Here is a 21968-nt window from a genome sequence, read left to right as displayed (position 1 = left end):
CGATCTCAGGTCAGCAGCCAGGCGTTGAAGCGCTCGGTCACGGCAGCGCGGTTGGCGCTCCACCAGCCCTCATTGGCGATCGCCATCAGCTTGAGGTTGTCCGGTGCGGTCGGCAGCGACTTGGCGCGCTCGGGGGGAATCGTCTTGTAAGCGTCGAGATTGGTCGGCCCATAGGCCAGGATCTCGGTGTAGACAGCCTGTGCCTGCGGCGAAGAGCAGAACTTGATGAACTGCCGCGCTGCCTCGGCGCGCGGACCGCCCTTCGGCATGGCCCAGCCCTCGATCGAGTAGAGGCCCTGGTTCCAGACGATCTTGGCTGGCGTGCCGCCATCGATCGCGGCCTGGAAACGCGCATTCCAGCCGGGGATCATGTCGACCTCGCCGCTCTGCAGCAATTGCGTCGACTGGGCGCCGCCGGTCCACCAGACCGCGATATGCGGCTTGATCTTGTCGAGCACCTTGAAGGCGCGCTCGATATCGAGCGGGTAGAGCTTGTCGAGCGGCACGCCGTCGGCGAGCAGCGCCTGCTCGATCGAGTCGATCGGGTTCTTGCGCAGGGCGCGGCGGCCCGGAAACTTCTCGACGTTGAAGAAGTCGCTCCAGCTCGCCGGCGCGTTCTTCACCCGGTCGGTGCGATAGGCCAGAACGGTCGAATAGACGTCCGTGCCCATGAAGTTGTCCGAAATCGCCTCCGGCATCAATTGCGGCACGTCGGCATGGGAGAAGCCGATCGGATCGAGCAGATTCTGTGAGGCCAGGATGTCGCGCGCCGACAGCGTCAGCGTGCAGACGTCCCAGGTGTAGGATTTGGTCTCGACCATCGCCTTGAACTGGGCGGTCGGCTCCGCTTCACGGGCGACGTTGACGACCTTGTTGCCGGTCGCCTTCTCGTAGGGATCGTAGAAGGCCTTGCGGAAAGCGGGACCGAAAGGTCCGCCGGGATCGGCGACCGTGATCTGCGTCGCCGCATTGGCACGCCTGATCAAGGCGGGTGCGAGCAGCGCACCGGCGGCCGCGCCACCTGCCAGTTGAAGCAGGTCGCGCCGGTTCGGAATCATCGTCTTGCTGGTCATGGACATCTCCCCTTCACGCGGTTTTCCGCTATTTCCCCATGGGTGATCGTGACGTCAGGCTCAGGCTGTTTTCCGCGCGGCTCTTTTTGCGAGGAATTCTTCCATCATGCGGGCGGGTTCTCCGGTGGCGTAAGCCTCGCGCTGATTGCGGATGCCGGCCTTGAGGCACTCGCGGAAGCTGTCCTCCGTAACCTCGCGGAAGCGCGCCTTGTTGAGACGCATTGCGACAGGTGGCTTTCCGGCGAGCTCCGTAGCGAGTGCCAGCGCCGCCTCCATTACCGTCTCCTTCGCCACGATCCGGTTGATCAGGCCGATCCGGAAGCATTCGTCGGCATCCATCATCCGCCCGGTCAGGGTCAGGTCGATGGTACGGGCGATCCCGATCATCTCGCGCATGATCCAGGGGCCGGTCACCGAGGCGATGCCGGAATTGATCTCCGGCTGGCCCATGGTGACGCCGTCATGGCCGATGCGCAGGTCGCAGAGCAAAGCGACCTGGAAGGCCGAGCCCGCCGCGACGCCGTTGAGCGCGGCGATGAGGGGCTTGGAGAGCGAGCGCAGCCGATCATAGAGGCGCTCCCACTCGCCCATCCAGAGCTCGGCGCGGTCGGGATCGAAGGTCTTGGTCTCGTTCAGGTCCTGGCCGGCCCCGAAAGCCCGGTCGCCAGCGCCCGTCAGGACGATGGCGCGCACCGCCTCATTGGCTTCGAGCGCATCGAGCGCCTCGACCAGCCGCGCCCGCATCGGGGCGTTCCACGCATTCAGCACCTCAGGGCGGTTCAGCGTCAGAATCCCGACCGGACCGCGAACCTCGCTTAGAACGAATGCCTGCATGGATTCCGTCTCCCGATGAATTTCTATTACAATGCGATAATTTCTATTATTCAATCAACGCCAATGAGGTTACCTTGTCAACCGGGGTGGTCGCGGCCATTGATCCGGGGAAGGAGAAGACCTGCATGTCCACGCTTGACGCGAGCCCGGCCGGCCGCAAACGCGCCGCCACCTCGGACGATAACGCCGAGAGGAAAGACGACGCCTTGATGGTGATGTCGGTCGAGAAGGCCTTTCGGGTGCTCTCGGCCTTCGGCCGCCAGCATCCGACGCTGAACCTGTCGCAGGTCGCATCCGTGACCGGGATGGATTTGAGCGCGGCCCAGCGCTTCACGCATACGCTGGTCAAGCTCGGCTTCCTGAGAAAGGACAGCGAGACCAAGCGCTTCGAGCTCACGGCCAAGACGCTCGATCTCGGCTACCATTTCTTCCGCAGCAGCCGGCTGGTCGATCGGGCGATGCCTTATCTGATGCATCTCAGCAAGGAGACCGAGGAGACGGTCAATCTGACCATGATCGAGGACACCGAGATCATCTTCGTCTCGCGCTTCCTCAGCCGGCATGTGCTGAACACGGATGTCATCATCGGCACGCGGATGCCGGCCTATTGCACGGCTCCCGGCATCGCGATGCTGTCCCGGCTGCCCGAGGCCGAGGCGCTGGCGATCATCGATCGCTCCGACCTGCAGCCCCATACGCCCTCCACGACATGGCAGCGCGAGAGCCTGGTGAGCAAGATCCGGGAGGCGAGGGCGCAGGGTTACGCGACCGCCTTCGAGGAGTTCTATCTGGGCGACGCCTCGATCGCGGCGCCGATCCTCGATCATCGCGGCCGGCCCGAGGGAGCGGTGAATATCGCGGTGTCGTGTTCGCGCTACAGCCGCGAAGAGGTCGTGACGCGCTACTCCTCCCTGATCATCGCCACCGCCCACGCGATCTCGCGGGTCTGAGGGAGGCTGCGCGGCACGCGGCTTGACAGTCCGGCGGCGCGCCTATCATCATCCGCACTATCTTATTGCATTGCGATAGAATGATGCGGAGACGGGGATGGACGATCACGCCGGCCAATTCGTGCGGGCCGTGTCGCGGCAAGGGCCGCGCATCACGCTCCAATTCGACGGAGAGGCGGTGGAGGCGTCTGAAGGCGAGAGCCTGCTTGCCGCTCTGCTGACGCAGCGCTCGTTCCTGCGGCGCTCGGAGTTCGGCGGTGAGCCACGCGCCGGTTTCTGCCTGATGGGGGCATGCCAGGACTGTTGGGTCTGGTCGGATACGGGCGGGCGACTACGCGCCTGCACCACCGATGCGACGGCAGGCATGGTCTTGCGCAGCCAGCCGCCAGGGGTGGATGCCTTGCGTGGCTGAGATCGTCGTCGTCGGCGCCGGCCCGGCCGGCATCAATGCTACTGAGCGGCTTTGCGCGCATGGTCATCGCGTGGTGCTGGTCGATGAGGGCCGGCAGGCCGGCGGCCAGGGCTATCGCCGAGCGTCGCCCGGTCTCGCTCTCGACATGGCGGCGCTGATGGGCACGGAAGCCGGCAAATACGAGGCGTTGCATGCCCGCTTCGCGAGGCTATTGCCGCAGATCGACTACCGTCCGCAGACGCTGGTCTGGGCGGTCGAGGATCGAACGCTCCATTTGGTCCAAGCGGGTGTTGCCGCGACGCTGCGTTTCGACGCGCTTGTGCTCGCAACCGGCGCCATGGACAAGATCGCGCCGTTCCAGGGCTGGACGCTGCCAGGCGTGTTCACGCTCGGCGGGGCGCAGGTCGCGCTCAAGGACCAGGGTTGCCTGATCGGCCGGCGCGTCGCCTTCCTTGGCTCATCGCCTCTGCTGGCTCTCGCGGCGGCGCAATACCGCAAGCTCGGCGGCGAGGTGGTGGTCATTGCCGACACCACGCCTTTCGCAGGCAAGCTGGCGGCGCTGCCAGCCTTGGCTCGTTCGCCGCGCACGCTGTGGCGCGGCCTGTCCTATCTGGGCGGTGCGATGCTGGCGGGTGTCCCGGTCCTGCATGGCGTGACGCCGGTCGAGGTGGGCGGCGACGGCCATGTCGAAGCCCTGATCCTGCGTGACCGGCGCGGGCGCGAGCGGCGATTTCCCTGCGATGCCATTGCGCTGGGCTATGGTCTTAAGCCAGAGACGCAACTGGCCGAGCTCGCCGGTGCGACGCTACGCTTCGACGAGGCCTTCCGGCTCTGGCTGCCGCAATGCGACGCTGACGGGCGCGCTGCGCCGGGTCTTTATCTCGCCGGCGATGGGGCGGCGATCGGCGGGGCTGACGCGGCAGAGGCCAGCGGCGGGCTCGCGGCGATGGCGGTGCTCGCCGATTTGGGCGAGCCGGTCGATGAGCGGGCGCGCCTTGCGCTTCGCCGCAGGCTCGCCTGGCTGCGCGGCTTCCAGAAGGGGCTGGCGAGAGCTTTTGCTTGGCCAGTCGCACAGATCCGGGCCTTGCCGGATGAGGCGATGCTCTGCCGCTGCGAGGAAATCCGCATCGGCGAGATCAGGCAGGCGATGGCGCAGCAGCTCGGCCCGGTCGAGATCAACCGGGTCAAGGCGATGACACGCTGCGGCATGGGGCGCTGCCAGGGCCGTGTCTGCGGCCCGGCACTGCAGGAGATCGTCGCGGGCGCAGCCGGGATCGCAGGCGAACAGGCCGGCCGGCTGCGGGCGCAGGCGCCGATCAAGCCGATCGCACTCTGCGCGGCGGGCGAAGCGCCATGAGCAGGCATATGGCGGATGTGGTGATCGTCGGCGGCGGCTTGATCGGCGTCTGGACCGCCTTCTTCCTGGCCCGGCGCAAGCAGCGCGTCGTGTTGATCGAGAAAGGCGTCGTCGGCGCGCAATCGAGCGGCACGAATTTCGGGAATCTGCGGCTCCAGGGCCGCTTTCCTGGTCAATATCCGCTCTCGCTGCGCTCGCAGGCGCTCTGGGAGGAGATCGAGGCGTTGATCGGGGAGGATTGCGAGTTCGCGCAGACCGGACATCTCTATCTCGCCTATGACGACGAGGAGCGGGCGAAGCTCGAAGGTTATGCGCAGGTCTCCGAATCCCATGGCCTCGCCATCGAGCGCCTGGGACCGTCCGAGCTGCGCAAGCGCTGGCCCTGGCTGAGCGAACGGGCGGTGGCGGCGACCTTCTCGGCGCGCGACGCGACGGCCAATCCGAGGCTGGTGACGCCCACTGTGGCGCGCGCCGCACGAGCGCTGGGCGTGACCATCATCGAGAACGCCTGCGTCACCGATGTCGAGCGCAGCGGCGACGGCTTCTCGGTGAAGACGGCCGATGGTGCGCATTGGAGCTGCGGGGCTCTCGTCAATGCGGCGGGAGCCTGGGCGGTCGCGATCGCAGAGCGCTTCGGCGAGACCGCGCCGATTGTCCCGGCAGGGCCGCCGCAATTCGTCACGGAGCCGTTTCCCTATCTGATCGAGCCTTCGATCCAGTCTATCGACGGCTCGGTGATCTTCCGGCAGATCCCGCGCGGCAATATCATCCTCGCGGGCTATCCGCGCACGGCGGCCGATCCGGTCAATCATCGCGCGCCCGTTCCTCCGGCCAAGACATTGGCCGCGATGCGTGCGCTCGCCAGGGTCGCCCCCATCCTGGCGCAATGCCACGTCATCCGCGTCTGGTCCGGAATCGAGGGCTATCTGCCCGACATGATCCCGGTGATCGGCCCGAGCCTGACGATGCCGGGCCTCTTCCACGCCTTCGGATTCTGCGGCCATGGCTTCCAGATCGGGCCTGGCGTCGGGCTTTGCCTGAGCGAGATGATCGTCGACGGGGCGACAGCGACGCCGCTCGAGCCCTTCTCGATCGGGCGGTTCCGCGAAAGCGTCGCGGTCAGCGAAAAATTCCGGAAGGAATTCGACGGCGCTTGAAGCGGCGAGGGACGAGATTGAAGCAACCTGGCTCTGCAAAGCCTGCCAATGCGAAGGCCCGGGCTATTGAGCCCAATGAAGTTCCGGCTAGACGCCATGGAGGGCAGGAGGTACCGAAACGCGGGCCGTACCGGTGATGCTCAAACCGTCAGCCCGCTTCAGATACCGCGATATTCCAACAGGTTGCGATGCTTCTTGAACAGTCGGACGAGGTTGAGACGATGCGGCCTGCGGGTGGACGCGAAGCGGTCGGCTCGCCGTGACGGTACGCGCCATCGTCAGCTATCCCGATGCGCGGCTGCGTTTACCGGCTGAGCTGGTCGTCGATTTCGACGCTGAGCTCGGCGCGCTTGTCACGGATCTCATCGACACGATGCGGGCGGCTCCCGGCATCGGCATCACGGCCCCGCATATCGGCAGTGCACGGCGCGTCGTCGTGATCGAGCTGGCGGGCGCGGATGGCGTCCGGGTCTATGTCAATCCGGAGATCGTCCAGGCTTCCAAGGAGATAATCCGGCATGAGGAGGGCAGTATTTCCATGCCCGGCGTGACCGAGGAGGTCGAGCGGCATGCGAAGCTGTCGGTCCGCTACCGGGACCAGGACGGCCGCGAGCGCTCCGAGGACGCTGAGGGGTTGCTCGCGGTCTGCCTCCAGCATGAGATCGACCAGCTCGACGGCATGTTCTGGATTCACAGGCTTTCGCGCCTGAAGCGCGAGCGCTTGATCAAGCGCTATGAGAAGCTGGCGCGGCGCTGAAGGGATTCGAGGCGGATATGACGATCACGATCTACGGCATCAAGAACTGCGACACGATGAAGAAGGCGCGCAACTGGCTGGAGGCGCGGGGCGTCGCCCATGCCTTCCACGACTACAAGGCGAGCGGCATAGACCGCGCCTCCTTGGCGCACTGGGTTCAGGAGCATGGCTGGGAAACGGTGCTCAACCGCGCCGGCACGACCTTTCGCGCCTTGCCTGATGCCGACAAGCAGGGGCTGGATGCCGGGAAGGCGATCGCGCTGATGCTGGCCCAGCCCTCGATGATCAAGCGCCCGGTGCTCGATCTCGGTGGCAAGACGCTGATGGGCTTCAAGCCCGAGATCTACGCAGGCGCGCTGGGCTGAGGCCGAGCCGTTGCGTCACGTCGGCCCAGCGCGCACCGCACTTCCGTCAGGGGCTGTGCTGGGCTAACTCGCAGGCCATGACCTTCCAATCCACGACAACCGATTTCAGCTTCCATCTCGCCGCCCGCGACGGTGCGGCCCGCACTGGCGAGATCCGCATGCCGCGCGGCGTCATTCGGACGCCAGCCTTCATGCCGGTCGGCACCGCCGCGACCGTCAAGGGCATGTACCCAGAGCAGGTCAAGGCGCTCGGCGCCGATGTCGTGCTCGGCAACACCTATCATCTGATGCTGCGGCCGGGCGCGGAGCGCGTGGCGAAGCTCGGCGGCCTGCACAAGTTCATGAACTGGCCGCACCCGATCCTGACCGATTCCGGCGGCTTCCAGGTGATGTCGCTCTCCCAGCTGCGCAAGCTTACGGAGGAGGGCGTCACCTTCCAGTCGCATATCGACGGTTCGAAGCATGTGCTCACCCCCGAGCGCTCGGTCGAGATCCAGAACCTGCTCGGCTCCGACATCGTCATGCAGCTCGACGAATGCGTCTCGCTGCCTTGCGAGGAAAAGGTCGCGGAAAAGGCGATGCGATTGTCGCTGCGCTGGGCGGAGCGCTGCAAGACAGCCTTCGGCAATCCGGCGGGGCGCGCGCTCTTCGGCATCGTCCAGGGCGGCGAGGTGCCGGCGCTTCGGGTCGAAAGCGCGCGCGAGCTCGTCGCGATGGATCTGAAGGGCTACGCCATCGGCGGCCTCGCCGTCGGCGAACCGCAGGACGTCATGCTGGCGATGATCGAGGCCGTCGAGCCATATCTGCCGGCGGAGAAACCGCGCTATCTGATGGGCGTCGGCACGCCCGACGATCTCGTCGAGGCGGTCTCGCGCGGCATCGACATGTTCGACTGCGTGATGCCGACGCGTGCCGGCCGGCACGGCCAGATCTTTACGCGCTTTGGCCGGATGAACCTGAAGAACGCCAAGCATGCCGATGATCCGCGGCCGATCGACCCGCAATCATCCTGCCAGGCTGCCAATGGCTATGCGCGCGCCTATCTGCACCACCTCGTCAAGGCCGAGGAGATGCTGGGCAAGATGCTGCTGACCTGGGTCAATCTGGCTTATTATCAGGAGCTGATGGCGGGTCTGCGCGCCGCGATCGCGCAGGGTCGGCTCCAGGATTTCATCGCCGAGACCAAGGAAGGCTGGGCGCGGGGAGAACCCGCTGGCGAGCCGGCGTGATCGATCCCTGGTTCGTCCTGCTATTCGCCAAGATGGCGGTCGCGGCGTCGGTCGTCGTCGGCTGTTCGCTGCTGGCCGAGCGCTCCGGGCCGATGGTCGCGGCGATGATCGCGACTCTGCCGATCTCGGCGGGGCCGGTTTATGTCTTCCTCGCGCTGGAGCACGAGCCCGCTTTCCTGGCAGCCGGTGCGCTTGGCAGCATGTCCGCCAATCTCGCCAATACCGGCCTGTCGCTGGCATATGTCCTGCTGGCGCAGCGCCTCGGCACGCTGCTTAGCCTTGGTGCGGCTCTGGCGGCCTGGCTCGTGGCTGCGATGACGCTGCGGGCGCTGGAACCATCCTTCATCGTTCTGGTCTGCGCCACGGTCGTCGGTTTCGGCGCGCTGCACCTGCTGTTCCGGCCCTATCTCGCGGCGCGGCCGAAGGCGGTGTCGGCCCGGCCCTGGTATGCGATCCCGCTGCGCGCGGGCGCCGTCGCCATGCTGGCGGGCACGGTCACCACTGTCAGCAGCCATGTCGGTCCGGCCTGGTCAGGCGTGCTCGCGGCGTTCCCGGTCGTGCTGTCGAGCATGATCGCAATGCTGCAGCCACGCATCGGCGGGCCGGCCGTGGCGGCCGTCATCGCCAACAGCGCGCTCGGGCTGATCGGCTTCGGGCTGGCGATCGGCAGCGTCCATCTCAGCGCCGTGGCGCTCGGTTCCGGCCTATCGCTGGGGCTGGGGCTCGCCATCTGCATAGTCTGGAATCTCGGCCTGATGCAGCTCAAGCGCGGCCGGGGCTGAGCGCCGCCAGGAGGCGATGAACAAGCCGCCGATGATCAGCCCGATGCCGGCGATCTGGAGGCCGCTCGGGATTTCGCCGAGGACGGGGATGCCCAGCAGCGTGCCGATGACGGGGATCATCGGCGGGAAACGGCCAACCACAGCCGGTCCCAGCACGCGCGCCGCCCAGCTCCAGATCCACAGGCCCAGGATCACATTGAGCACGCCCTGATTGATGCCGTGCAGCGCGATGACCCACCAGGGCGCGACATCGAAGCCGCGAAAATAGAACAGCGCGTAGAAGGGCAGGTAGGCCATCGACAGCACCGAGACGATCGCGGTCGCCTTCAGCGCATCGACACGCCAGAGCTGGATCAGCAAGGGATAGCAGCCCCAGATCAGCCCGACGCCGAGGAAACAGAGATCCCCGAGAAGGATCGTGGGATTGGTGTGCGTGCTGCCGGCGATGGCGAGGCAGGCGAGCCCGAAGAGCACCGCGCCGATGCCGAGGAAGAGCTGCCGCGTCAGCGCCGTGGCGAACAGGATGACGCCGCCGACGATGCCGATCACGGTCACCAGGCCCGGGCCGATCGTCGCACCATGGGCTGCCGGGGCATAGGTCAGCCCGGTCAGCAGCAGATAGCTCATCGGCAGCCCGCTCATGATCGCGAGCGTGGCGCCCCGGCCCCAGCCGACGCCGCCGCAAGTGGAGAGGCCGCCCGAAAGGAAGATCGGCAGCAGGATGAGCCCGGCGGTGCCGAAGCGCAGCGCCAGCAGGTCATGCGGGCTGAGGCCGTTGAGGATGGCGTGCCGGCTGACCACGAAATTCGCCCCGAAGATCGCCATGGCCACGACCATACCGCCGAAGGCGAGCCGCCAGCGCTTGCGATCTCGCGCCAGCATGGACTCCGAAAGCGGCAGGACCTTGTGCATGCCCCTTGTTATCGCGCCCGTCGGCTCTCCCGTTAGAGGGGGCGACGCATGGGAGCTGTGCGATTCTTTCGCGGTGCAGCAGAGGCTTTTGCGACGCAGCAGACACAAACCGAGATAATCGATCGCAATTGCACCTTGCTTCGGCCTTTCTCGCGCCCGCTGCGGGCGGTTCTCTGAGCAGGTTCATGGAGAACCGAACATGCCCCTTTCCTCCGTATTCGCCGGTTCGAAGCGCTTTCTCGGCCATGTCGGCAACCAGGCCGCGGTCTCGATCGTGGCGTCTGCGGTCGCAGCGGCCTTTTTCGCTCTGCCCCAGGCGGTCACGACCGCACCAGGCCTGATCGCGGCGAAGGCAGAATCTCAAGGCTGGATCTCTCCCGTCGCGCCGGACGGCAAGATCAGGGAGCGCCATCACGATGCGGGCGGCGGCGAGGCGCTGACGCAGTCGTTGACCGCGCGCGGCCTGATCGTGCCGGCTGCTTCGGCGATGCCGATGGCGGTGGCCTGGGCGCAGCCCGAGATCGGATTGCCGGCGCCGCGGCCCAGCCCGGTCGTGACCGCCGAGGTTCATGCTCGGACGGCGCAGGTGCTGCCCCCTGTCCGCAAGATCGCGCCGGCCGGCGAGAAGACCGCGCCGGCGGCCGAGCGCTCGCATCAGGTCGCGGAAGCGGCGCCGCAATTGATCTTGCCGGCGGTTCAGGTGGTCGAAGCCACTTCAGTGTCGGACGGGTTCGAGCCTGTGGCTGCGGCGCGGCCGGCGCCGACGATTCTCGGCCGGGCCGTGCCCGAGCCGGTCGCGCGTGTCGGCGACGTCATGTCGAGCGCCGTTGGAACCGTCGGCGCGGCGGGTTTCTGGACGCTGTCGCAGGCGTCCAGCCTGTTGCCGCGCCTTTAGTGGGTTTGGCTAGAGCAATCTGACGATCCGATTGGATCGTCAGATTGCTCTAGGTCTTTGTTTTAACGCGCTTTCTTCGCGCGAGCGGCTATCCGCTTCGCTCGAAAGCGCTTTAGCGCCTCAGGCGAGGGCCTTCAGCGCGTCGCGCCCGGCATAGATCGCCTGGGCGCCCAGCTCTTCCTCGATGCGCAGGAGCTGGTTGTATTTCGCCGTCCGATCGGAGCGGGCGAGCGAACCTGTCTTGATCTGCCCGCAATTGGTCGCGACCGAGAGATCGGCGATGGTCGAATCCTCGGTCTCGCCCGAGCGATGCGACATCACCGCGGTATAGCCGGCGCGCTGCGCCATTTCGACGGCAGCCAGCGTCTCGGTCAGCGTGCCGATCTGGTTGACCTTGACCAGGATCGAGTTCGCCGTCTTCGCCTTGATGCCGCGCGACAGGCGCGTGACGTTCGTGACGAAGAGATCGTCGCCGACGAGCTGGCACTTCGAGCCGATGGCGTCGGTCAGCGCCTTCCAGCCCTCCCAGTCATCCTCGGCCATGCCGTCCTCGATCGAGACGATCGGATAATTGCCGACAAGCTTTGCGAGGTATTTGGCCTGCGTCTTGGGATCACGGGTTTTGCGTTCACCCTCATAGACATAGGAGCCGTCTTTGAAGAACTCGGTCGCGGCGCAGTCGAGCGCCAGCGCGATGTCTTCGCCGGGCTTGTAGCCGGCCTTCTCGACAGCCTGCATGACGAAATCGAGCGCGGCTTCGGCCGATTTCAGGTTCGGCGCGAAGCCGCCCTCATCGCCGACATTGGTGTTGTGGCCGGCGTCGTGCAGCGCCTTCTTCAGCGTGTGGAAGATCTCCGAGCCCATGCGCAACGCCTCCGCGAAGGAGGGAGCGCCGATCGGCATGACCATGAATTCCTGGAAGTCGATCGGATTGTCGGCATGGGCGCCGCCATTGACGATGTTCATCATCGGCACAGGCAGGACGCGCGCCTGCGTGCCGCCGACATAGCGGTAGAGCGCCAGGCCCGAGGCTTCGGCGGCGGCCTTGGCGACGGCAAGCGAGACGCCGAGGATGGCGTTGGCGCCGAGCTTCGACTTGTTGGGGGTACCGTCGAGCTCGATCATCGCCGCGTCGATGGCGACCTGATCCTCGGCGTCCATGGCGACGAGCTGTTCGGCGATCGCGACGTTGACGGCCTCGACTGCCTTGAGCACGCCCTTGCCGAGATAGCGGCTCTTGTCGCCGTCGCGCAGCTCGACAGCCTCATGCGCGCCGGTCGAGGCGCCGGAGGGAACGGCGGCGCGGCCCATCGAGCCGTCTTCGAGCACGACATCGACCTCGACGGTCGGGTTGCCGCGGCTGTCGAGGATCTGACGGCCGATGATGTCGATGATCGCGGTCATGGAAAGCTCCAGAGAACGGCAGGACAGGAGTGATGGCGCGCTTCTAACCAACGCAGCGCCGAACGGAAAGGGGCGGGTGGCGTTTGCGGCTGCGAGGTCATAAAAAGCCGCCTTCAAGGAGCATTCGCGATGACCCTCGACGCCTCGACGCTGCAACTCGGCCAGCACAGCGCCTTGCCCGCCTCGCCCGAGGAGGCGCGCCTAGACCGCGTGCCCAATCCGCATGCCGGCACGAATTATCTCGCCCGCTTCACCTGTCCGGAATTCACCTCGATCTGCCCGGTCACCGGCCAGCCCGATTTCGGCATCCTGGTGATCGACTATCTGCCGGGCGACTGGCTGGTCGAATCCAAATCGCTGAAGCTCTATCTCGGCGCCTTCCGCAACCATGGCGCCTTCCACGAGGATTGCACCGTCAATATCGGCAAGACGCTGGTCGAATTGTTGCAGCCGGTCTGGTTCCGCATCGGCGGCTACTGGTATCCGCGCGGCGGCATTCCGATCGACGTGTTCTGGCAGACGGGCGAACCGCCCAAGGGCCTGTGGTTGCCCGATCAGGGCGTCGCGCCCTATCGCGGTCGCTGATCAGGTCCGGCTGCCGGCCAGCGGCAGGATGCGCGGCGTGAGCTGGCCGAGCGTGGCGATCGCGATGGCGAAGATCACGATTGCGGCGCCCGTGCCGATGAGGTGCATCAGCACGCCCATCACCACCGGCCCCATCGCCTGACCAAGAAAGAAGCAGCAGGCGAACAGGGCGACCGCCGAGCCGCGCACGCTCGGCGCCAATTCCGTCGCCTGCGCCTGGAAGGTGCCGTGCAGCAGGAAGAAGCCGAACCCCTGGAAGCTGAACAGGATGACCGCGCTCCACCAGGGCCAGTCGAAGGCAAACAGCGCGAGCGCACAGGCGCAGATGGCCCCACCGACGCGCGTCATCAGCGAGGGGCCGAGGCGTTCGACCAGGATCCGGGTCAGAAGCCCATAAACCAGGCAGCCGAAGCCCATGCCGGCGATGGCGAGGCCGGCCTGTGCCGGGCCGACACCCGAGCGCTCGGCCAGGATTGCGGCGACATAGGACGGGATGCCGAAGAGCAGGATGCCCTCGATGATGACGAGGCCGTAGAGCAGCTTGGTCTTGGGATTCGAGAACACCGTCTTGTAGTTCGCGATCGCGCCCGAGAGGCTCAAGGGCTGGCGTGCGACATTGCGGCGCGGCTTCAACACGAAGGCGACGAGAAGAGCCGCCAGGACGGCGATGACCGCCGCCGACAGGAAGGCCGCGCGCCAGCCGGCATGGGTCGCGATCAGGCCGGAGCAGGCCGAGCCCGACATCTGCCCGACGATCATCAGCACGAGAAAGCGGCCAAGCGCGACCTGGCGCTCCTGCATCGGGGCGCGATCGCCGATCGCCGCCATGGCGATGGGAATGACGCCACCCGAGGCGATGCCGGTCAGCGCGCGCAGCACGGTCATCGTCTCGTAGGACCAGGAGAAGGCTGCGGTTGTCGAGAGCGTGGCCAGGACGATCAGGCAGATCAGGATGGTGCGCACCTTGCCGATCGAATCGGCGATCGGGCCGAGGAAGGGCTGGCCCAGCGCATAGGATAGCGAGAACGCCGTCACCATCGCCACGATCTGCGGGACAGTTTGCGCGAATTCGTTCGCCAGCGTCGGAATCAGCGGATCGACGATCCGCATCGTGAAGGTCGATGCGAAGCCGCAGGCTCCGAGGACGAGGATGAGGGGGCGTAGCGAGGCAGGCGTTGGCGAAGCAGCGGAGCTTTCAGACATAAGCCAGCGTAGGCAAGGCTCGTGCCTTGGCAAGCCGGTCAAAGCCTTGCAGCTCTGCGATCAGCGCAGGGAAGTCGGCGAGCGGCACCATGTTGGGGCCGTCCGAGGGGGCCTTGTCGGGATCGGGATGGGTCTCGATGAAGACGCCGGCGACGCCGACGGCGACGGCGGCCCGGGCCAGCACCGGCACGAATTCGCGCTGCCCGCCGGAGGAGGAGCCCTTGCCGCCCGGCTGCTGCACCGAATGGGTGGCGTCGAAGATCACCGGCGCGCCGATCTCGGCCATGATCGGCAGGCTGCGCATATCGGAGACCAGCGTGTTGTAGCCGAAGGAGGCGCCGCGCTCGGTCAGCATGACGTTGGGATTGCCGCTCTCGGTGATCTTGGCGGCGACATTGACCATGTCCCAGGGCGCCAGGAACTGGCCCTTCTTGACGTTGACGACGCGGCCGGTCCTGGCCGCCGCGACCAGGAGATCGGTCTGGCGGCAGAGAAAGGCCGGGATCTGCAGCACGTCGACGATCTCGGCCACGGCGGCGCATTGGCTTGCTTCATGCACGTCGGTCAGGACGGGCATGCCGGTGCGCTCGCGGATCTCGGCGAAGACGGGCAGGGCGGCGTCGAGGCCCATGCCGCGCTGGCCCCGGGCGCTGGTGCGGTTGGCCTTGTCGAAAGAGGTCTTGAAGACGATGCCGATGTCGAGACGTTCCGAGATTTCCTTCAAGGCGAAGGCCATCTCGAGCGCATGCTCGCGGCTTTCCATCTGGCAGGGACCGGCGATCAGCGAAAGCGGCAGGCTATTGCCGAAACGGACCGGCCGGGCGAGGTCGGCGCCGATGCTGACGATGGCGTTGGCGGTCATGGGCAAGGTTCCTTGGCAAGGATGCCCGCCGGGCTTAGGTCCGGGGCATGGGCGGGTCAAGCAAGAGCTGCCGTGCACTGCAATCTTGGGAGGCATCACGCCAAACGGACTGGCGAAGCAGCCGCGAGGTCTGTAAATTCGCGGACGAAGCATTATGTCGGGTGGGAACGCCGGGAAACGATCTTGAGAACAGCAGCGACGATGACGGGTGAGGCAAGGGGCGGCACGGATCGGCGCGCCGTGATTGCGCCACGTTCGTCCGCCGAGATGGTCGAGCGCCCCAAACGCCCCAGCGCGCCATCAGATGGCGGTCGGGACGGGACGGGGACCGCGGTCCTGACGCGGACGCGGACGCGCAAACCCAATCTCTACCGGGTGCTGCTGCTGAACGACGACTACACGCCGATGGAGTTCGTCGTTCACGTTCTCGAACGCTTCTTCAACAAGGACCGCGCCGAGGCGACGCTGATCATGATGCATGTGCATCAAAACGGTGTCGGCGAATGCGGTGTCTTCACATACGAGGTCGCCGAGACCAAGGTGACACTCGTCATGGATCTTGCACGCAAGCACATGCACCCGCTGCAATGCGTGATGGAGAAGAAGTAGCCTTGCGTTTGGACGATCTGGATTCGGTCTCACCTCTGACATCGGAATAGGAGCGCTATCCGTGCCGAGTTTCTCGCGCAGTCTCGAACAGGCGCTTCACCGGGCTCTTGCCCTCGCCAATGAACGCCACCACGAATATGCCACGCTGGAACATCTCCTGCTCGCTTTGGTCGACGACCAGGACGCAGCGGCGGTCATGCGTGCCTGCAGCGTCGATCTCGACACGCTGCGGCGCAATCTGGTCGATTACATCGACGCGGAGCTGACCAACCTCGTCACCGACGGGCGTGATGATTCCAAGCCGACGGCGGGTTTCCAGCGTGTGATCCAACGCGCGGTGATCCACGTTCAATCCTCGGGCCGCGAGGAGGTGACGGGCGCCAATGTGCTCGTCGCCATGTTCGCCGAGCGCGAGAGCCACGCCGCGTATTTCCTGCAGGAGCAGGACATGACCCGCTACGACGCGGTCAATTACATCAGCCACGGCATCGCCAAGCGCCCCGGCGCGAGCGAGGCCAAGCCGGTGCGCGGCGCCGAGGAGGAGCCCGAGCAGCAGCGCGATTCCCGCGCCGCCGACCAGGGCAACGACGCCGACAAGGACAAGAAGAAGAAGGAAAGCGCGCTCGACGCCTATTGCGTCAACCTCAACCGCAAGGCGCGCGACGGCCGCATCGATCCGCTGATCGGCCGTGAGGCCGAGGTCCAGCGCACGATCCAGATCCTTTGCCGCCGGCAGAAGAACAACCCGCTGCTGGTGGGCGAGCCCGGCGTGGGCAAGACCGCCATCGCGGAGGGCCTGGCGCTCAAGATCATCCGCGGCGAGGTGCCCGAGGTCCTGGAAGACGCGACCGTGTTCTCGCTGGACATGGGCACGCTGTTGGCCGGTACGCGCTATCGCGGTGATTTCGAGGAACGCCTCAAGCAGGTGATGAAGGAGATCGAGGCCCATCCCAAGGCGATCATGTTCATCGACGAGATCCATACGGTGATCGGCGCGGGCGCGACCTCGGGCGGCGCGATGGACGCCTCCAATCTGCTGAAGCCGGCTTTGGCCTCGGGCGGACTGCGCTGCATCGGCTCGACCACCTACAAGGAATACCGCCAGTATTTCGAGAAGGACCGGGCCCTGGTGCGCCGCTTCCAGAAGATCGACGTCAACGAGCCGTCGATTCCTGATGCGATCGAGATCCTGAAGGGGCTGAAGCCGTATTTCGAGGAGTTCCACAAGCTGCGCTACACGGCCGACGCCATCAAGGCGGCGGTCGAGCTGTCGGCCCGCTACATCCATGACCGCAAGCTGCCTGACAAGGCGATCGACGTCATCGACGAGACCGGCGCTTCGCAGATGCTGGTGGCCGAAAGCAAGCGTAAGAAGGTCATCGGCGTGAAGGAGATCGAGGCCGCCATCGCGACCATGGCGCGCATTCCGGCCAAGACCGTCTCCAAGGACGACGCCGAGGTGCTGCGCAATCTCGAGAGCACGCTGAAGCGTACCGTCTACGGTCAGGAAAAGGCGATCGAGGCCCTGTCTTCGTCGATCAAGCTGGCGCGCGCCGGCCTGCGCGACGGCGAGAAGCCGATCGGCTGCTATCTCTTCGCCGGTCCGACCGGCGTCGGCAAGACCGAGGTCGCCCGCCAGCTTGCCTCGTCGCTCGGCGTCGAGCTCGTGCGCTTCGATATGTCGGAATATATGGAGCGCCACACCGTTTCGCGGCTGATCGGTGCGCCTCCCGGCTATGTCGGCTTCGATCAGGGTGGGCTGCTGACGGACAAGATCGACCAGCATCCGCATTCCGTGCTGCTGCTCGACGAGATCGAGAAGGCCCATCCCGACCTGTTCAACATCCTGTTGCAGGTCATGGATCACGGCAAACTGACCGACAATAACGGTAAGCAGGTCGATTTCAGGAATGTCATCCTGATCATGACGACCAACGCCGGCGCGGCCGACATGGCCCGCAACGCCTATGGCTTCACCCGCCAGAAGCGCGAGGGCGACGACACCGAGGCGATCAACAAGCTGTTCGCGCCGGAGTTCCGCAACCGGCTCGATTCCGTCGTCTCCTTCAGCCATCTGCCGAAGACGGTCGTGGCCCGTGTCGTCGACAAGTTCGTGCTTCAGCTCGAAGCCCAGCTCGCCGACCGCAACGTCACGATCGAACTCAGCGACGAGGCGCGCGAATGGCTGGTCGAGAACGGCTATGACGAGGCGATGGGCGCCCGTCCGATGGCCCGCCTGATCCAGCAGACGATCAAGACGCCGCTCGCCGACGAAGTGCTGTTCGGGCGCCTGAAGAATGGCGGCACGGTCAAGGTCGTGGTGGTCCAGTCCGAGACCGGCATCAAGGTGCTGGGGCTCGAATTCCCGGAAGGGCCGGTGAAGCCGAAGCCAGAAAAAGACGTCGCGGCGGCAGGCGAGAAGCGCGAGCGCAAGCCGCGCGCCAAGGCGGCGAGCGAGCCTGTGGCCTCGACATCACCGAAGAGACCTGCCAAAGGCGGCTCCGCTGGCAAGCCCGGCGGCGCCCCCGAAGCGCCGAAGACGCAGCGTCTTGTCAGGACCGTACCGAAAGTTCCTCTGACCAAGGCCTGAAACCGTGTGGTTCAAGCGAAAACCCGCCCCCCTTCTGGCGCAGGCGCCGGAATCCGCGCCGGAGGCTCCGGCGCGCAAGCAGAAGCTTGGATGGTTCGAGAAGCGCGAGCAGCGCAGGCGGCGGCGCAAGCTGTTCGAGGAGATCCTGGGCTGGATTCTCGTGCCGGCCTTCATCTACCTGATCTATCTCGGCGTGAAGGCGGTTGGCGGCGTGCCCAAGGAATTGATCGATTTCGGCAATGAGCTCATCGGCATCGTCATGAAGGGCGGCCGCTGAGGCGCTCGCTACGGGCCATCGGTCGGCTGCAGCCGACGCAGGGCTGACCGCGCGATGCCGGATATCGGTTTGCCGGATCGTGCGGGTTAGAACGCTTGCAGCGCCCGTATGAAAACGGGGGCTGTGTGGTCCTCGGCGGCGATCGGGCAAGCGTGCACATACCTTCATGAGCGTATCGGCCGACTGGAGCTGGCAGCGTGTGGCGCTGGCCGGCATGCGCGATGCGCTCTCCCTGCCGGCCTGGGTCGTCGGCTTCGGGCTCGTCGGAATCGGTTCATTGGCGCGGGATGTCGGCTATCCCGTCGAGGTCGCGGTGCTGTCGACCATGCTGGTCTGGGCCGGGCCGTCGCAGGTGATCTTCTTCGCTTCGATCGCCGCCGGCGCCGCCTGGAGCGCGATTGCGATCGCGATCGGTTTCGCCTCATTGCGTTTCCTGCCGATGACGGTCGCGATCCTGCCCCTGCTGCGCCGGCCCGGGCAGAGCGTCTGGCTCCAGCTGGCCCTGTCGCATTATGTTGCCGTGACGGCCTGGACCGAGGGCCTGCGGCGCTTGCCTGCCGTGCCACCGCCGCAACGCGTCGCCTATTTCCTCGGCTTCGCCAACACCTGCATGGCCGTCAGCTCGATAGGCACCTTCTCAGGCTACTACCTCGTCAACGCCTTGCCGATTCCGTTCGCGGCGGGGCTGCTCTGCCTGACACCGATCTTCTTCCTGGTTTCGCTGGCGGCCGGCATCCGGCATCGCGGCGACATCGCAGCCATGGTGCTGGGCCTTGCGCTGGCGCCGATCTGCGACCGTTTCATCGGCGGCGGCTTCGATCTGATCGTTGCCGGAGTGGTCGCCGGCAGCATCGCCTTCCTGATCGGCCGCCGGCGCGGGAGGGTCGCATGACGCCGCCGATTCCCGGCCTGGACGGCGCCTACTGGCCCTATCTCGCCTTGCTGCTCTTCGCCGTGCTGCCGACCGAGATCTGGCGCTGGCTCGCGGTTGCCTTCGCACGAAGGATCCCGCCTGAATCGCCTGCGCTCGAATGGGTGAGGGCGGTGGCGACCGCGCTCCTGGCCGGTGTTGTCGCCAAGCTGATCATCGTGCCGCCCGGCGCCCTGGCGGCGGCGCCCCTGGGCTTACGGATCGGTGCGCTCACGGTGGCGCTGGCAATCATGCTCTTCGACCGCCGCAGGGTGATGCTCGCCGTGCTCATGGGCGAGGCGACGCTGATCGCCGGGGCGTGGCTGCTGATCTAGATCGAGCCGTCATTTGGGCCCACAGGCGGCGAAACATGCCGCAATTTGTCGGGATTGCGGATGACATAGATGGCGTGGATCAGGCCGTCGCGGATATCGAGCGCGGTTGCCTGCAAGGTCTCGCCGCGTTCGAGGCTGAGATAGCCGGGCATGCCGTTGATCATCACCGGCTTGTACACAGTAGTGAGCTTGTGGCGGTGGGCGACCTTGTTGGCGATGCCGGCGAAGAAACGCAAGACGCGGTTGATGCCGTGAAGCGAGTTGATAATCGACAGTACCTTGCCGCCGCCGTCGCTGTGGAAGGCGACATCGTTGGCGAGCAGGGTCTGCAGATCGCTGGTGTCGGCCTTGTGGGCGGCCTTGAAGAAGGCCTCGACGAAACGCTTCGCCTCGGCAGGATCGACCTTGTTGCGCGGCGGCATGTCGATGCGGACATGCTCGCGGGCCCGCTTGGCGAGCTGGCGGCAGGCGCTCTCGCTGCGGTCGATGGTGCGGGCGATCTCGGCGAAATCCAGATCGAAGACGTCGTGCAGCAGAAAGGCGGCGCGCTCGAGCGGAGTCAGCCGCTCCAGCGCCAGCATCAGCGCGATCGGGGCATCGAGCTGGGTGTCGACGTCGGATTCAGCTGCGCCGATCTCCTCGATCAGCGGTTCGGGCAGCCAGGCGCCGACATAGAACTCGCGCTTGCTACGGGCCGATTTCATTTGGTCGAGGCAGAGGCGCGTGACGGTGCGAGCGAGATAGGCGCGCGGCGCCTCGACCGCCTCCTGGGCCACCTCGCGCCAACGCAACCAGGCCTCCTGGACGATATCCTCGGCATCGCTGACCGAGCCGAGCATGCGATAGGCGAGGCGGGTCAGGAAACGGCGATGCGTCTCGAAGATATCGTCCGGGGCGGCCATGGGACGCGTCTCAGGCGGCCGCCGACTCGGCTTTGGCCGGCCGGTCGTGGGGATGGACCGAGCGGAAGCCGATCGAGATGCGGTTCCAGCTATTGATCGTGCCGATGAGCAAGGTGAGCTTCACCGTTTCCTCCGGGCTGAAATGGCTGAGCACCTCGTCATAGGCCTCGTCGGGCGCATGGGTCTGCGAGATCAGCGTCAGCGCGTCAGTCCACGCGAGAGCGGCGCGCTCGCGCGGGCTATAGAGCGCCGACTCGTGCCAGGCGTCGAGCAGGAACAGGCGGGCCGGGCTCTCGCCCTCCTTGATCGCATCGGCCGAATGCATGTGCAGGCAATAGGCGCAGCCATTGATCTGCGATGCGCGCATCTTCACGAGATGGATCAGGCTGTGCTCGAGGCCGCTCTCCTTGATCGAGGCTTCGAGCGCGATCATCGGCTTCATGGTATCGGGAGCGGTGACGTAAGGGTTGAGGCGCTTGGTCATGATGGGGCTTTCTGATTGAGGTGGTTCTGGCCCGGCGATCGGGGAGCCAGCGGGCTTATGTCGGCGCGGCTTCAGGCTGCGGCGACCTCGCGGCGGCGATCGTTCGGGTGCCGGGTGCGGAAGCCGCAATTGATCCGGTTCCACATGTTGATGGCGCCGATGGCCACCGACAGGTTGACGCATTCGACCTCGCTGAAATGTTCGCGCAGGTCAGCGAAGGCCGCATCGCTTGGGGCGCCGTCGGAAAGTCGGGTCAGGGTCTCGGTCCACGCCAGTGCAGCGCGCTCGCGCGGGGTGTAGAGCTCGGATTCCTCCCATGCGCTCAGCAGGTAGAGCCGTACCTCGCTCTCGCCGGCCTTGCGCGCATCTGCCGCGTGCATGTGCAGGCAATAGGCGCAGGTATTGATCTGCGAGGCGCGCATCTTCACCAGTTCGAGCAGGCTATGTTCGAGCCCACATTCGCCGATGTATCCCTCGATGGCGATCACGGCGTTGAGGGCGGCGGGGGCGACCTGGAAGGCATTGAGGCGTTGGGTCATCTTGATCTTCTTCAGTGTACGATGAAGGCAAGACGAGACAGCGCCGACGGTTGTGACATCGCTCAGAGATTATTTTTTAGCGCGGTCCGGATTTTTTCGGCATGGGCGGCCAGCACATCGGGTTTCTCCATGGCGCCGGTATGGGGCCTGAGCGCGACGCCGTCGAAGCGCGGCATGACATGAACATGCAGGTGGAACACGACCTGCCCGCCAGCCGCCTCGTTGAATTGCTGGATCGTGACGCCATCGGCATTGAAGGCTGATTTCACGGCCCGCGCCAGCGTCTGGACGCTGAGGGCGACGGATGTCAGCGCCTCGGGCGGCGCATCGAAGATATTGCGGCAGGCGGCCTTGGGGACGACCAGGACATGGCCGTCGGCACGCGGCATGATGTCCATGATGGCAATGGTGTCGGCATCCTCGTAGACCCTGTGCGAGGGCAACTCGCCGCGCAGGATCTTGGCGAAGACATTGGAGGGATCATAGGCGCTCATCACGGGACCGGCAGGCTGGAGGCGGGAGAGCGCAACCTGTGGCTCGCCCGT

At 65.9% G+C, this 21968-nt stretch carries 25 protein-coding genes; 15 read left to right on the top strand and 10 right to left on the bottom strand.

What is annotated here, in order from left to right; genetic code table 11:
* Positions 1-5 precede the first annotated feature (5 nt).
* Positions 6-1073, bottom strand: a complete 1068-nt coding sequence (locus tag J2Y55_RS06670) for an ABC transporter substrate-binding protein (protein WP_310149540.1) — start codon at positions 1071-1073, stop codon at positions 6-8.
* Between the two features lie 60 nt (positions 1074-1133).
* Positions 1134-1907, bottom strand: a complete 774-nt coding sequence (locus tag J2Y55_RS06665) for an enoyl-CoA hydratase/isomerase family protein (RefSeq protein WP_310149537.1) — start codon at positions 1905-1907, stop codon at positions 1134-1136.
* A 125-nt stretch (positions 1908-2032) separates the two neighbouring features.
* Here J2Y55_RS06665 and J2Y55_RS06660 point away from each other — a divergent pair, with 125 nt between their 5' ends.
* From J2Y55_RS06660 to J2Y55_RS06625, 8 genes are all read left to right on the top strand, one after another.
* Positions 2033-2857 carry an IclR family transcriptional regulator gene (locus tag J2Y55_RS06660; RefSeq protein WP_310149535.1) on the top strand — a complete coding sequence of 275 codons (825 nt, stop codon included), beginning with the start codon at positions 2033-2035 and terminating at the stop codon, positions 2855-2857.
* A gap of 97 nt (positions 2858-2954) precedes the next feature.
* Entirely contained in the window at positions 2955-3269 is a 315-nt protein-coding gene (locus tag J2Y55_RS06655) for a (2Fe-2S)-binding protein (RefSeq protein ID WP_310149532.1), read from the top strand.
* Positions 3262-4626: an FAD/NAD(P)-dependent oxidoreductase gene (locus J2Y55_RS06650; protein ID WP_310149529.1), complete on the top strand. Its 1365-nt coding sequence runs from the start codon at positions 3262-3264 to the stop codon at positions 4624-4626. Before J2Y55_RS06655 ends, J2Y55_RS06650 begins: the two co-directional genes overlap by 8 nt.
* Positions 4623-5783 carry an NAD(P)/FAD-dependent oxidoreductase gene (locus J2Y55_RS06645; RefSeq protein ID WP_310149525.1) on the top strand — a complete coding sequence of 387 codons (1161 nt, stop codon included), beginning with the start codon at positions 4623-4625 and terminating at the stop codon, positions 5781-5783. The genes J2Y55_RS06650 and J2Y55_RS06645 overlap by 4 nt, the downstream gene beginning before the upstream one ends.
* Positions 5784-6042: 259 nt before the next feature.
* The gene (locus J2Y55_RS06640) at positions 6043-6540 is read left to right on the top strand and encodes a peptide deformylase (protein ID WP_310149521.1); all 498 of its coding nucleotides are present in this window, start codon (positions 6043-6045) and stop codon (positions 6538-6540) included.
* 17 nt (positions 6541-6557) lie between these two features.
* Complete coding sequence (locus J2Y55_RS06635) at positions 6558-6905, top strand: ArsC family reductase (protein WP_310149518.1); 348 nt, start codon at positions 6558-6560, stop codon at positions 6903-6905.
* A gap of 77 nt (positions 6906-6982) precedes the next feature.
* On the top strand, positions 6983-8134 hold the full coding sequence (gene tgt, locus J2Y55_RS06630) for a tRNA guanosine(34) transglycosylase Tgt (RefSeq protein ID WP_310149515.1): 1152 nt from the start codon (positions 6983-6985) through the stop codon (positions 8132-8134).
* Positions 8131-8916, top strand: coding sequence for a hypothetical protein (locus tag J2Y55_RS06625; protein WP_310149512.1), 786 nt, complete (start codon positions 8131-8133; stop codon positions 8914-8916). The genes tgt and J2Y55_RS06625 overlap by 4 nt, the downstream gene beginning before the upstream one ends.
* Here the strand turns inward: J2Y55_RS06625 and J2Y55_RS06620 are convergent.
* Positions 8839-9798 carry a DMT family transporter gene (locus tag J2Y55_RS06620; RefSeq protein WP_310149509.1) on the bottom strand — a complete coding sequence of 320 codons (960 nt, stop codon included), beginning with the start codon at positions 9796-9798 and terminating at the stop codon, positions 8839-8841. The two genes, J2Y55_RS06625 and J2Y55_RS06620, sit on opposite strands and share 78 nt — an antisense overlap.
* 229 nt (positions 9799-10027) lie before the next feature.
* On the opposite strand from J2Y55_RS06620, the gene J2Y55_RS06615 reads away from it, so the two are divergent.
* Complete coding sequence (locus tag J2Y55_RS06615) at positions 10028-10723, top strand: hypothetical protein (protein WP_310149506.1); 696 nt, start codon at positions 10028-10030, stop codon at positions 10721-10723.
* 120 nt (positions 10724-10843) lie between these two features.
* On the opposite strand, the gene eno is transcribed toward J2Y55_RS06615, so the two are convergent.
* A complete protein-coding gene (gene eno / locus J2Y55_RS06610; RefSeq protein ID WP_069691779.1) occupies positions 10844-12127 on the bottom strand; it encodes a phosphopyruvate hydratase in 1284 nt (427 codons plus the stop codon).
* A 129-nt stretch (positions 12128-12256) separates the two neighbouring features.
* On the opposite strand from eno, the gene queF reads away from it, so the two are divergent.
* The gene (gene queF, locus J2Y55_RS06605; RefSeq protein ID WP_092166021.1) at positions 12257-12712 is read left to right on the top strand and encodes a preQ(1) synthase; all 456 of its coding nucleotides are present in this window, start codon (positions 12257-12259) and stop codon (positions 12710-12712) included.
* Here the strand turns inward: queF and J2Y55_RS06600 are convergent, their stop codons facing one another.
* Both J2Y55_RS06600 and kdsA read right to left on the bottom strand, forming a co-directional pair.
* On the bottom strand, positions 12713-13915 hold the full coding sequence (locus J2Y55_RS06600; protein WP_310149501.1) for an MFS transporter: 1203 nt from the start codon (positions 13913-13915) through the stop codon (positions 12713-12715).
* Positions 13908-14777, bottom strand: coding sequence for a 3-deoxy-8-phosphooctulonate synthase (gene kdsA / locus J2Y55_RS06595; protein ID WP_310149497.1), 870 nt, complete (start codon positions 14775-14777; stop codon positions 13908-13910). Before kdsA ends, J2Y55_RS06600 begins: the two co-directional genes overlap by 8 nt.
* 267 nt (positions 14778-15044) lie before the next feature.
* Between kdsA and clpS the strand changes: the two genes are divergently transcribed.
* The 5 genes from clpS to J2Y55_RS06570 all read left to right on the top strand — a co-directional run bounded on the left by clpS (position 15045) and on the right by J2Y55_RS06570 (position 19498).
* The gene (clpS, locus tag J2Y55_RS06590; protein ID WP_310150661.1) at positions 15045-15386 is read left to right on the top strand and encodes an ATP-dependent Clp protease adapter ClpS; all 342 of its coding nucleotides are present in this window, start codon (positions 15045-15047) and stop codon (positions 15384-15386) included.
* A 61-nt stretch (positions 15387-15447) separates the two neighbouring features.
* Positions 15448-17976, top strand: a complete 2529-nt coding sequence (clpA, locus tag J2Y55_RS06585; RefSeq protein ID WP_310149494.1) for an ATP-dependent Clp protease ATP-binding subunit ClpA — start codon at positions 15448-15450, stop codon at positions 17974-17976.
* A gap of 4 nt (positions 17977-17980) precedes the next feature.
* Positions 17981-18253 carry a hypothetical protein gene (locus J2Y55_RS06580; protein WP_310149491.1) on the top strand — a complete coding sequence of 91 codons (273 nt, stop codon included), beginning with the start codon at positions 17981-17983 and terminating at the stop codon, positions 18251-18253.
* Between the two features lie 166 nt (positions 18254-18419).
* Positions 18420-19145: an AzlC family ABC transporter permease gene (locus J2Y55_RS06575; protein WP_310149488.1), complete on the top strand. Its 726-nt coding sequence runs from the start codon at positions 18420-18422 to the stop codon at positions 19143-19145.
* Positions 19142-19498, top strand: coding sequence for an AzlD domain-containing protein (locus J2Y55_RS06570; protein ID WP_310149485.1), 357 nt, complete (start codon positions 19142-19144; stop codon positions 19496-19498). Before J2Y55_RS06575 ends, J2Y55_RS06570 begins: the two co-directional genes overlap by 4 nt.
* On the opposite strand, the gene J2Y55_RS06565 is transcribed toward J2Y55_RS06570, so the two are convergent.
* The 4 genes from J2Y55_RS06565 to J2Y55_RS06550 form a co-directional block, all read right to left on the bottom strand.
* Positions 19495-20400 carry a sigma-70 family RNA polymerase sigma factor gene (locus J2Y55_RS06565; RefSeq protein ID WP_310149481.1) on the bottom strand — a complete coding sequence of 302 codons (906 nt, stop codon included), beginning with the start codon at positions 20398-20400 and terminating at the stop codon, positions 19495-19497. The genes J2Y55_RS06570 and J2Y55_RS06565 overlap by 4 nt on opposite strands.
* 10 nt (positions 20401-20410) lie before the next feature.
* Positions 20411-20884, bottom strand: coding sequence for a carboxymuconolactone decarboxylase family protein (locus J2Y55_RS06560; RefSeq protein ID WP_310149479.1), 474 nt, complete (start codon positions 20882-20884; stop codon positions 20411-20413).
* Positions 20885-20955: 71 nt separating this feature from the next.
* Positions 20956-21423 (bottom strand): carboxymuconolactone decarboxylase family protein, encoded by a 468-nt coding sequence (locus tag J2Y55_RS06555; protein ID WP_310149475.1) that lies wholly within the window; start codon positions 21421-21423, stop codon positions 20956-20958.
* A gap of 62 nt (positions 21424-21485) precedes the next feature.
* Positions 21486-21917, bottom strand: a complete 432-nt coding sequence (locus J2Y55_RS06550) for an HIT family protein (RefSeq protein WP_310150659.1) — start codon at positions 21915-21917, stop codon at positions 21486-21488.
* Positions 21918-21968 lie beyond the last annotated feature (51 nt).

It is taken from the genome of Allobosea sp. BE125 (genome assembly GCF_031456075.1).
Classification (GTDB): domain Bacteria; phylum Pseudomonadota; class Alphaproteobacteria; order Rhizobiales; family Beijerinckiaceae; genus Allobosea.
This window is presented reverse-complemented; position numbering and strand designations above follow the sequence as displayed.

What these genes read in the sequence shown, in the direction of transcription:
- tgt (WP_310149515.1), top strand. Translation starts at nt 6,983, where the DNA reads ATGACCTTCCAATCCACGACAACCGATTTCAGCTTCCATCTCGCCGCC.
- J2Y55_RS06565 (WP_310149481.1), bottom strand. Translation starts at nt 20,400, where the DNA reads ATGGCCGCCCCGGACGATATCTTCGAGACGCATCGCCGTTTCCTGACC.
- J2Y55_RS06600 (WP_310149501.1), bottom strand. Translation starts at nt 13,915, where the DNA reads ATGTCTGAAAGCTCCGCTGCTTCGCCAACGCCTGCCTCGCTACGCCCC.
- J2Y55_RS06555 (WP_310149475.1), bottom strand. Translation starts at nt 21,423, where the DNA reads ATGACCCAACGCCTCAATGCCTTCCAGGTCGCCCCCGCCGCCCTCAAC.
- kdsA (WP_310149497.1), bottom strand. Translation starts at nt 14,777, where the DNA reads ATGACCGCCAACGCCATCGTCAGCATCGGCGCCGACCTCGCCCGGCCG.
- J2Y55_RS06570 (WP_310149485.1), top strand. Translation starts at nt 19,142, where the DNA reads ATGACGCCGCCGATTCCCGGCCTGGACGGCGCCTACTGGCCCTATCTC.
- J2Y55_RS06670 (WP_310149540.1), bottom strand. Translation starts at nt 1,073, where the DNA reads ATGACCAGCAAGACGATGATTCCGAACCGGCGCGACCTGCTTCAACTG.
- J2Y55_RS06550 (WP_310150659.1), bottom strand. Translation starts at nt 21,917, where the DNA reads ATGAGCGCCTATGATCCCTCCAATGTCTTCGCCAAGATCCTGCGCGGC.
- J2Y55_RS06645 (WP_310149525.1), top strand. Translation starts at nt 4,623, where the DNA reads ATGAGCAGGCATATGGCGGATGTGGTGATCGTCGGCGGCGGCTTGATC.
- J2Y55_RS06575 (WP_310149488.1), top strand. Translation starts at nt 18,420, where the DNA reads ATGAGCGTATCGGCCGACTGGAGCTGGCAGCGTGTGGCGCTGGCCGGC.
- J2Y55_RS06655 (WP_310149532.1), top strand. Translation starts at nt 2,955, where the DNA reads ATGGACGATCACGCCGGCCAATTCGTGCGGGCCGTGTCGCGGCAAGGG.
- J2Y55_RS06635 (WP_310149518.1), top strand. Translation starts at nt 6,558, where the DNA reads ATGACGATCACGATCTACGGCATCAAGAACTGCGACACGATGAAGAAG.
- clpS (WP_310150661.1), top strand. Translation starts at nt 15,045, where the DNA reads ATGGTCGAGCGCCCCAAACGCCCCAGCGCGCCATCAGATGGCGGTCGG.
- J2Y55_RS06620 (WP_310149509.1), bottom strand. Translation starts at nt 9,798, where the DNA reads ATGCTGGCGCGAGATCGCAAGCGCTGGCGGCTCGCCTTCGGCGGTATG.
- J2Y55_RS06615 (WP_310149506.1), top strand. Translation starts at nt 10,028, where the DNA reads ATGCCCCTTTCCTCCGTATTCGCCGGTTCGAAGCGCTTTCTCGGCCAT.
- J2Y55_RS06560 (WP_310149479.1), bottom strand. Translation starts at nt 20,884, where the DNA reads ATGACCAAGCGCCTCAACCCTTACGTCACCGCTCCCGATACCATGAAG.
- J2Y55_RS06665 (WP_310149537.1), bottom strand. Translation starts at nt 1,907, where the DNA reads ATGCAGGCATTCGTTCTAAGCGAGGTTCGCGGTCCGGTCGGGATTCTG.
- J2Y55_RS06660 (WP_310149535.1), top strand. Translation starts at nt 2,033, where the DNA reads ATGTCCACGCTTGACGCGAGCCCGGCCGGCCGCAAACGCGCCGCCACC.
- eno (WP_069691779.1), bottom strand. Translation starts at nt 12,127, where the DNA reads ATGACCGCGATCATCGACATCATCGGCCGTCAGATCCTCGACAGCCGC.
- queF (WP_092166021.1), top strand. Translation starts at nt 12,257, where the DNA reads ATGACCCTCGACGCCTCGACGCTGCAACTCGGCCAGCACAGCGCCTTG.